Origin of the sequence: Bacillus sp. FSL K6-0138 (assembly GCF_037982765.1) — a bacterium.
In the GTDB taxonomy this organism is placed as follows: domain Bacteria; phylum Bacillota; class Bacilli; order Bacillales; family Bacillaceae; genus Bacillus; species Bacillus glycinifermentans.
Window position 1 is genome coordinate 1 of the sequence record NZ_CP150286.1, and the last position, 10,000, is coordinate 10,000.

Annotated in this window: 7 protein-coding genes and 1 rRNA gene (1 of these 8 cut by a window edge); all 8 read left to right on the top strand. The window is 46.2% G+C overall.

What is annotated here, in order from left to right; translation table 11 throughout:
• A complete protein-coding gene (gene dnaA, locus MHB78_RS00005) occupies positions 1-1,344 on the top strand; it encodes a chromosomal replication initiator protein DnaA (RefSeq protein WP_046129443.1) in 1,344 nt (447 codons plus the stop codon).
• Positions 1,345-1,512: 168 nt separating this feature from the next.
• Entirely contained in the window at positions 1,513-2,649 is a 1,137-nt protein-coding gene (gene dnaN / locus MHB78_RS00010; RefSeq protein WP_046129444.1) for a DNA polymerase III subunit beta, read from the top strand.
• A gap of 159 nt (positions 2,650-2,808) precedes the next feature.
• On the top strand, positions 2,809-3,024 hold the full coding sequence (yaaA, locus tag MHB78_RS00015; protein WP_046129445.1) for a S4 domain-containing protein YaaA: 216 nt from the start codon (positions 2,809-2,811) through the stop codon (positions 3,022-3,024).
• Positions 3,025-3,039: 15 nt separating this feature from the next.
• Positions 3,040-4,152: a DNA replication/repair protein RecF gene (gene recF, locus MHB78_RS00020; protein ID WP_046129446.1), complete on the top strand. Its 1,113-nt coding sequence runs from the start codon at positions 3,040-3,042 to the stop codon at positions 4,150-4,152.
• Between the two features lie 17 nt (positions 4,153-4,169).
• Positions 4,170-4,412: an extracellular matrix/biofilm biosynthesis regulator RemA family protein gene (locus tag MHB78_RS00025; protein WP_046129447.1), complete on the top strand. Its 243-nt coding sequence runs from the start codon at positions 4,170-4,172 to the stop codon at positions 4,410-4,412.
• 47 nt (positions 4,413-4,459) lie between these two features.
• A complete protein-coding gene (gyrB, locus tag MHB78_RS00030; protein ID WP_046129448.1) occupies positions 4,460-6,388 on the top strand; it encodes a DNA topoisomerase (ATP-hydrolyzing) subunit B in 1,929 nt (642 codons plus the stop codon).
• 175 nt (positions 6,389-6,563) lie between these two features.
• The gene (gyrA, locus tag MHB78_RS00035) at positions 6,564-9,023 is read left to right on the top strand and encodes a DNA gyrase subunit A (protein WP_046129449.1); all 2,460 of its coding nucleotides are present in this window, start codon (positions 6,564-6,566) and stop codon (positions 9,021-9,023) included.
• 259 nt (positions 9,024-9,282) lie between these two features.
• Positions 9,283-10,000, top strand: a 16S ribosomal RNA gene (locus MHB78_RS00040) (it continues 832 nt past the right edge of the window).

Here is a 10,000-nt window from a genome sequence, read left to right on the forward strand (position 1 = left end):
ATGAAAAATATTTCGGATCTTTGGAATCAAGCCCTCGGGCAGATCGAAAAAAAATTGAGCAAGCCCAGCTTTGAAACATGGATGAAGTCGACAAAGGCTCATTCATTGCAGGGCGATACGCTGATCATCACTGCTCCGAACGAGTTTGCACGCGACTGGCTTGAATCAAGATACCTGCACTTAATCGCGGATACGATTTACGATCTCACCGGGGAAGAACTCAGCATTAAATTTGTCATTCCCCAAAATCAAAATGAAGAAGAATTCATGCCGAAATCTCCTATCAAAAAAATGTCGAAAGAAGACGAACCGGCCGATTTTCCGCAAAATATGCTGAATCCCAAATATACATTCGACACTTTCGTTATAGGCTCCGGAAACCGATTCGCCCATGCCGCATCGCTGGCCGTGGCGGAAGCGCCTGCGAAAGCATACAACCCGCTGTTTATCTACGGGGGAGTCGGACTTGGAAAAACGCACTTAATGCATGCGATCGGACACTATGTCATCGACCATAATCCGTCTGCAAAAGTGGTGTATTCGTCTTCAGAAAAATTCACAAATGAGTTCATTAACTCGATCCGCGACAATAAAGCTGTCGATTTTCGCAATCGTTATCGAAATGTCGACGTTCTTTTGATAGATGATATTCAATTTTTAGCGGGAAAAGAACAAACGCAGGAGGAATTTTTCCATACGTTTAATACCCTGCACGAAGAATCGAAGCAGATCGTCATTTCGAGCGACCGGCCGCCTAAGGAAATTCCGACGCTAGAGGACCGCCTGCGCTCCCGCTTTGAATGGGGACTGATTACGGATATCACGCCTCCCGATCTGGAAACAAGGATCGCGATTTTAAGAAAGAAAGCAAAGGCAGAAGGTCTCGATATTCCGAATGAAGTCATGCTGTATATCGCCAATCAGATCGACAGCAACATCAGAGAACTGGAGGGCGCTTTAATTCGCGTCGTCGCATATTCTTCTTTAATCAATAAAGACATCAACGCCGATTTGGCTGCGGAAGCTTTGAAGGATATCATCCCTTCTTCTAAACCGAAAATTATTACGATCAAAGATATTCAGAGAGTCGTCGGCCAGCAGTTCAATATTAAGCTTGAGGATTTCAAAGCGAAAAAACGGACGAAATCAGTGGCCTTTCCGCGGCAGATCGCCATGTACCTATCAAGGGAAATGACCGATTCATCCCTGCCGAAAATCGGCGAAGAATTTGGAGGGCGCGACCATACGACGGTCATCCATGCCCATGAAAAAATATCGAAGCTGCTGAGTGACGATGAACAGCTCCAGCAGCAGATCAAAGAAATCAAAGAGCAGCTCAGGTAATGGGAAAGTGTGAATAACTTAAACATGGTCTTACACAGTCTGTCCACATGTGGATAGGCTGTGTTTCCTTTCGTTCTCAGCACTTATCCACAAATCCACAGCCCCTACTATTACTTCTGCTATTTTTATAAAACATAATAAATATAGATTCCCGCAAGGAGGATGATTATGAAGTTTACAATTCAAAAAGACCGTTTAGTCGAAAGTGTCCAGGATGTGTTGAAGGCCGTTTCTTCAAGAACAACGATCCCGATCTTAACCGGTATTAAAATCGTCGCTTCTGATGATGGAGTGTCTTTAACAGGCAGCGATTCCGATATTTCGATTGAATCGTTTATCCCGAAAGAAGACGGTGATTTGGAAATCGTAACGATTGAAAGGCCCGGAAGCATCGTTCTTCAAGCGCGTTTTTTCAGCGAGATCGTTAAAAAACTGCCGATGTCAACCGTCGAAATCGAGGTTCAAAATCAGTATTTGACGATTATCCGTTCAGGAAAAGCCGAATTTAACCTTAACGGATTGGATGCAAGCGAGTATCCGCTTTTGCCGCAAATTGAAGAGCATCATGCGTTTCAGATCCCGACAGATCTGTTGAAAAACCTGATTCGCCAAACCGTTTTTGCAGTGTCCACCTCAGAAACACGCCCAATCTTGACAGGTGTAAACTGGAACGTGACCGGCGGTGAATTAATATGCACTGCTACGGATAGCCACCGTCTGGCGCTGCGCAAAGCGAAGCTCGATATCAGCGAGGACAGCTCATATAACGTCGTGATTCCGGGAAAAAGCTTGACCGAGCTGAGCAAGATTCTCGACGATCATCAGGAGCTCGTCGATATCGTTATCACCGAAACGCAGGTATTGTTTAAGACGAAGAACGTTCTGTTCTTCTCAAGGCTCTTAGACGGCAATTATCCTGACACCAATCGTCTGATTCCTCAGGAAAGCAAAACGAATCTGATCGTCAATACAAAAGAATTTCTTCAGGCAATCGACAGGGCGTCATTGCTGGCGAGAGAAGGACGGAACAATGTGGTGAAGCTGTCCGCGTCCGCTGATGAGTCCATCGAAATTTCTTCCAATTCTCCTGAAATCGGGAAGGTTGTCGAAACGGTGAATGCCGAGCAAATCGAAGGGGAAGACTTAAAGATATCCTTTAGTCCGAAATATATGCTGGATGCTCTTAAAGTTCTTGAAGGAGAGGACATTCATGTCAGCTTTACAGGCGCAATGAGACCTTTTCTGATCCGCACCCCGAATGATGATTCGATCGTTCAATTAATTCTTCCTGTCCGGACGTATTAATCTGAAACTGAAGAAAGCTGCCGGGTGAGTCCGGCGGCTTTTTCTCATTTTGCTGACGGAAAAGACGCTCTCTCCCATAGCGCTGTAACTTACCCCTTTCCTTCTTTCCCTGTTTTTTAGTACAATTAGATATTAGTGATATTGAAAGAGGTCGATAAAATGACAAAGACGGTGACGATTGATACAAACATGATTACCCTCGGCCAGTTTTTAAAATTGGCTGACGTCATTCAGTCGGGCGGAATGGCAAAATGGTTTTTATCAGAGCACGAAGTACTCGTAAATGGTGAACCGGATAACCGCCGCGGGCGCAAGCTGTATGTCGGTGATACCGTGACGATTGAAGGGTTCGGTTCATTCCAGGTCGTCGGCTGAAGCAGGTGATATTGATTGTATATCCAAAATCTTACATTATCATCTTACCGCAACTATGAGCGCGTTGAGCTCGAATTTGAAAACAAAGTGAACGTGATTATCGGAGAGAACGCACAAGGCAAGACAAATTTGATGGAAGCGATCTACGTGCTTGCGATGGCAAAATCTCACCGGACCTCTAATGACAAAGAACTCATACGGTGGGATCAAGACTATGCTAAAATAGAAGGCAGGGTCATTAAAAAAAACGGTCCTGTTCCAATCCAGCTCGTCATTTCCAAAAAAGGCAAAAAAGGAAAGGTCAATCATATTGAACAGCAGAAACTGAGCCAATATGTAGGCGCCGTTAACACGATCATGTTTGCTCCTGAAGATTTGAATCTTGTAAAAGGTAGCCCGCAGGTCAGGAGAAGATTTCTTGACATGGAAATCGGCCAAGTGTCACCCGTCTATCTTCATGACCTTTCTCATTACCAAAAAATCCTTTCACAGCGCAACCATTTCTTGAAGCAGCTACAAACGAGAAAACAGACAGATCAGACGATGCTTGACGTGCTGACGGAACAGCTTACGGAATTCGCGGCAAAGGTTGTGATGAAGCGGCTTCAATTTGTTGATCAGCTCGAAAAATGGGCTCAGCCCATCCATTCCGGAATTTCGCGAGGTCTGGAAGAACTGACGTTAAAGTATCATACGTCTCTTCACGTATCAGATTCGCCTGATTTGTCGAAAATGATCAATAGTTACCAAGAATCGTTTTCTAAATTAAGAGATAAAGAAATTGAACGGGGCGTTTCTTTGTCCGGCCCCCACAGAGACGATGTTCTGTTCTACGTCAACGGCCGGGATGTCCAAACCTACGGTTCACAAGGGCAGCAGCGGACGACTGCATTATCTCTTAAATTGGCGGAAATTGATTTGATTCAGGAAGAAATTGGGGAATATCCGATTTTGCTTTTGGATGATGTATTATCAGAGCTTGACGACTATCGGCAGTCTCACTTGCTCCACACCATTCAAGGGCGTGTTCAAACTTTCGTGACAACGACAAGCGTCGACGGGATTGATCATCAAACCTTAAACGAAGCAGGAATCTTTCGTGTTGCAAATGGCGCGCTATTGGACTGAAAAAATGGGGTGAGGGATTGTATATCCATTTAGGTGACGACTTTGTCGTCTCAACACGAGAAATTGTGGCTATTTTTGATTACAAGGCAAAGACATCGCCGATCGTTGAAGAGTTTTTAACAAAACAAAGCAAGCGGATTATCTCTTCAAACAGCACGCCGAAATCAATTGTTGTCACAGTTCAGACGATCTATTTTTCTCCTTTAGCCTCAAGCACGCTGAAAAAGCGGGCTCAATCCAAGCCGGAAATCGATTCATAAATAATCTTAACTATAAATTTATTATGTTTGAAGAAAAGTGTAGGTGAATGTGCGTGGCAGCGGAACAGAATAATAATAACTACGATGAAAATCAGATACAGGTGCTGGAGGGCTTAGAAGCCGTCCGCAAGCGGCCCGGAATGTACATCGGGTCGACGAGCGGCAAAGGGCTTCACCATCTCGTATGGGAAATTGTCGATAACAGCATCGATGAGGCTTTGGCTGGCTATTGTACAGAGATCAACGTTGTCATCGAAAAAGACAACAGCATCACGGTAAAAGACAACGGCCGGGGGATTCCGGTCGGCATCCAGGAAAAAATGGGAAGGCCTGCCGTCGAGGTCATCATGACGGTACTTCATGCCGGCGGTAAGTTTGACGGAAGCGGGTATAAAGTTTCGGGCGGATTGCACGGCGTCGGAGCTTCCGTTGTCAACGCCCTTTCAACGGAGCTGGATGTAACGGTTTACAGAGACGGGAAAATTCATTACCAGGAATACGAGCGCGGCGTTCCAAAAGCCGATTTGAAAATCATCGGCGAGACGGACAGAACGGGAACGACGACCCATTTCGCTCCCGATCCTGAAATATTCACAGAAACGACTGTGTATGACTACGATACTCTCGCCACCCGCGTCCGCGAACTGGCGTTTTTGACAAAAGGCGTCAAAATCACGATTGAAGACAAACGCGAAGGAAAAGAGCGCAAGAATGAATACTGCTATGAAGGCGGAATTAAAAGCTATGTCGAACACTTAAACCGCTCAAGGGAAGTGATCCATGAGGAGCCCGTCTACATCGAAGGTTCGAAAGACGGGATTACGATCGAAGTGGCGCTTCAATACAACGACAGCTATACGAGCAACATTTATTCATTTGCCAATAACATTCATACGTATGAGGGCGGAACGCACGAAGCCGGGTTTAAAACGGGCTTGACGCGTGTTATCAACGATTACGCCAGAAAGAACGGCATATTCAAAGACAACGATCCGAATTTAAGCGGTGAAGACGTCCGGGAAGGTTTGACAGCGATCATTTCAATCAAGCATCCGGATCCTCAGTTTGAAGGTCAGACGAAAACGAAGCTCGGCAATTCGGAAGCCCGCACCATAACAGATGCCTTGTTTTCAGAAGCATTGGAAAAATTCCTGCTCGAAAACCCCGATTCAGCGAAAAAAATCGTGGAAAAAGGCGTTATGGCTGCAAGAGCACGGATGGCCGCAAAGAAAGCGCGCGAATTAACGCGCAGGAAAAGTGCGCTTGAAGTGTCTAATCTTCCGGGGAAATTGGCCGACTGTTCATCTAAAGACCCGTCGATTTCCGAGCTTTACATCGTTGAGGGTGACTCTGCGGGCGGATCGGCGAAACAAGGCCGGGACCGTCATTTCCAGGCGATTTTGCCTTTGCGGGGAAAAATTTTAAACGTTGAAAAAGCGCGCCTTGACAAAATTTTGTCAAACAATGAGGTACGCTCTATGATCACCGCGCTCGGCACCGGGATCGGGGAAGATTTCAACCTCGAAAAAGCCCGCTATCATAAAGTCGTCATTATGACGGATGCCGACGTCGACGGCGCACATATCAGAACATTGCTTTTGACCTTTTTCTACCGCTACATGCGGCAGATTATCGAAAAAGGCTATGTCTATATAGCACAGCCGCCATTATACAAAATACAGCAGGGAAAACGCGTGGAATATGCGTATAATGATCAGCAGCTCGATGAGATTTTAAAAGAGCTTCCGCAAACCCCTAAGCCCGGCCTGCAGCGCTATAAAGGTCTGGGAGAGATGAATGCGACGCAGCTCTGGGAAACGACGATGGACCCTGAAACGAGAACATTGCTTCAAGTGACGCTCAAAGACGCGATCGACGCCGATGAAACCTTTGAAATGCTCATGGGTGACAAGGTGGAGCCGCGGCGGAACTTCATTGAAGAAAATGCTCGTTATGTAAAGAACTTGGATATTTAATGCAGGTAAGACCTTATTTTTGAAATAAGGTCTTTTCTAAAATAGAGCCTTTACAATTTCATGTGTATAAATTCAAGATTATTGATATAATGGAGAATAGCTTTATTCGTTGAAAGAGTATAAATACAAATCTACTCCCACACAACTCATGTAGATTCTCCAGGGAGGTTTTTTAATGAGTGAACAACAAAAGCCCCAAGTCCAGGAAGTCAATATCAGTCAGGAAATGCGCACGTCTTTCTTAGACTATGCGATGAGTGTTATTGTTTCCCGCGCTCTTCCGGATGTAAGAGACGGGCTTAAGCCGGTGCATAGAAGAATTTTGTACGCGATGAACGACCTTGGGATGACAAGCGACAAGCCATACAAAAAATCCGCGCGGATCGTCGGCGAAGTTATCGGTAAGTACCACCCCCATGGTGATTCTGCCGTGTACGAAGCGATGGTCAGAATGGCGCAGGACTTCAACTATCGCTACATGCTTGTCCAAGGCCATGGGAACTTCGGTTCTGTCGACGGTGATTCGGCTGCGGCCATGCGTTATACAGAAGCGAGAATGTCGAAAATATCCATGGAAATTCTGCGCGATATTAATAAAGACACGATCGACTACCAAGACAACTATGACGGATCGGAAAGAGAACCGATTGTCATGCCTGCCAGATTTCCAAACCTTTTGGTCAACGGTGCAGCCGGGATCGCAGTCGGGATGGCGACAAATATCCCGCCTCATCAGCTCGGCGAAATAATTGACGGGGTTTTGGCACTCAGCAAAAATCCTGATATTACGCTTGCGGAATTAATGGAAATCATTCCGGGGCCAGATTTTCCGACAGCCGGATTGATTTTGGGAAGAAGCGGAATCCGCAAAGCCTACGAAACAGGCCGCGGCTCGATTACGATTCGCGCTAAAGCCCAAATCGAAGAAGCATCCTCAGGCAAACAGTCCATTATTATTACGGAAATCCCTTATCAGGTGAATAAAGCGAAGCTGATCGAAAAAATCGCCGATCTTGTCCGCGATAAGAAAATCGAGGGCATTACAGACCTTCGCGATGAATCAGACCGGAACGGAATGCGGATCGTCATCGAGCTGAGAAGGGACGCAAATGCAAATGTTCTGTTAAATAATTTGTACAAGCAGACGGCTCTTCAAACATCATTTGGCATCAATCTTTTGGCACTCGTCGACGGACAGCCGAAAGTATTAAGCTTAAAGCAGTGTCTCGGTCATTATCTCGATCACCAAAAAGTCGTGATCAAAAGGCGGACGGCATACGAACTTCGCAAAGCGGAAGCGAGAGCCCATATTCTCGAAGGCTTGAGAGTGGCTCTTGACCACCTTGATGAAGTTATTTCCTTAATCAGAAACTCGCAAACGGCCGAAATTGCGAAAAACGGGTTAATCGAGACATTCTCATTAACCGAAAAACAAGCCCAAGCTATTTTGGACATGCGTCTTCAGCGTTTAACAGGATTGGAGCGCGAAAAAATTGAAGAGGAGTATCAAGAATTAATCAAGCTGATCGCCGAATTAAAAGCGATTTTAGCAGACGAAGAAAAAGTTCTTGAAATCATCCGGGAAGAGCTGACAGAAATTAAAGAGCGCTTTAACGATGAGCGCCGGACGGAGATCGTCACATCCGGTCTTGAGACGATTGAAGACGAAGACCTGATTACGAGAGAAAACATCGTCGTCACGTTAACCCATAACGGCTATATCAAACGCCTGCCTTCTTCCACTTACCGAAGCCAAAAACGCGGCGGAAAAGGAATTCAGGGAATGGGAACAAATGAAGACGATTTTGTTGAACATCTGATTTCCACATCGACCCATGATACGCTGCTCTTTTTCTCAAACAAAGGGAAAGTCTACCGTGCGAAGGGTTATGAAATTCCTGAATTCGGACGGACGGCGAAGGGAATTCCGATCATCAACCTTCTGGAAGTCGATAAAGGGGAATGGATCAATGCGATCATTCCGGTGAGCGAGTTTGACGATGAGTCATATTTGTTCTTTACGACAAAACACGGCATCTCAAAACGGACGCCGCTTTCTCAATTCGCCAATATTCGCAATAATGGTTTAATCGCCTTAAGCCTTCGCGATGAAGATGAACTGATGGCTGTCCGCCTGACTGACGGCAATAAACAGATCATCATCGGAACGAGAAACGGTCTTTTGATCCGCTTTCCTGAAAGCGATGTGCGGCAGATGGGAAGAACCGCTGCCGGTGTTAAAGGAATCACGCTCACAGACGACGATATCGTTGTCGGCATGGAGATTCTTGAAGAGGATGCCGATGTCTTGATCGTAACCGAAAACGGATACGGAAAACGGACGCCTGCTTCAGAATACAGAACACAGAGCCGTGGAGGAAAAGGCTTAAAGACGTGCAAGATCACGGAAAATAACGGACCTCTTGTTACGGTGAAAGCGACAAGAGGAGAGGAAGATTTAATGATCATCACCGCCAGCGGCGTGATCATTCGGATGGACATTAATGACATTTCCGTTACCGGCCGTGTTACGCAGGGTGTCCGCCTCATTCGGTTAGCTGATCAGGAGCATGTATCTACCGTAGCCTTGGTCGAAAAAGATGAAGAACATGAGACAGAAGAAGATGAATCGTAAATGAAAGTGCAGCCTTGTGGCTGCGCTTTTTTTATCTTTTCTTCCGATAGATTATGTGTTATAATCTTTTTTGGTCGCGAATGAAAAAGATGAAAAAAACTTTTTTGAAAAAAGTGTTGACCGCTTGTCTAATAAATGTTATATTTAAGTGGTCGCCTTGAGAGCGGCAACGAAGTTCTTTGAAAACTAAACAAGACAAAACGTACCTGTTAATTCAAATAAATCGCACATAAACGTGCGTAGTCATTTTCAAACTTTTTTTATGGAGAGTTTGATCCTGGCTCAGGACGAACGCTGGCGGCGTGCCTAATACATGCAAGTCGAGCGGACCGACGGGAGCTTGCTCCCTTAGGTCAGCGGCGGACGGGTGAGTAACACGTGGGTAACCTGCCTGTAAGACTGGGATAACTCCGGGAAACCGGGGCTAATACCGGATGCTTGTTTGAACCGCATGGTTCAAACATAAAAGGTGGCTTTTCGCTACCACTTACAGATGGACCCGCGGCGCATTAGCTAGTTGGTGGGGTAACGGCTCACCAAGGCGACGATGCGTAGCCGACCTGAGAGGGTGATCGGCCACACTGGGACTGAGACACGGCCCAGACTCCTACGGGAGGCAGCAGTAGGGAATCTTCCGCAATGGACGAAAGTCTGACGGAGCAACGCCGCGTGAGTGATGAAGGTTTTCGGATCGTAAAACTCTGTTGTTAGGGAAGAACAAGTACCGTTCGAACAGGGCGGTACCTTGACGGTACCTAACCAGAAAGCCACGGCTAACTACGTGCCAGCAGCCGCGGTAATACGTAGGTGGCAAGCGTTGTCCGGAATTATTGGGCGTAAAGCGCGCGCAGGCGGTTCTTTAAGTCTGATGTGAAAGCCCCCGGCTCAACCGGGGAGGGTCATTGGAAACTGGGGAACTTGAGTGCAGAAGAGGAGAGTGGAATTCCACGTGTAGCGGTGAAATGCGTAGAGATGTG

Bases quoted from the DNA above. Each gene is read 5' to 3' on its own strand.
- dnaA (WP_046129443.1), top strand. From the start codon at position 1: ATGAAAAATATTTCGGATCTTTGGAATCAAGCCCTCGGGCAGATCGAA.
- dnaN (WP_046129444.1), top strand. From the start codon at position 1,513: ATGAAGTTTACAATTCAAAAAGACCGTTTAGTCGAAAGTGTCCAGGAT.
- yaaA (WP_046129445.1), top strand. From the start codon at position 2,809: ATGACAAAGACGGTGACGATTGATACAAACATGATTACCCTCGGCCAG.
- gyrB (WP_046129448.1), top strand. From the start codon at position 4,460: ATGTGCGTGGCAGCGGAACAGAATAATAATAACTACGATGAAAATCAG.
- gyrA (WP_046129449.1), top strand. From the start codon at position 6,564: ATGAGTGAACAACAAAAGCCCCAAGTCCAGGAAGTCAATATCAGTCAG.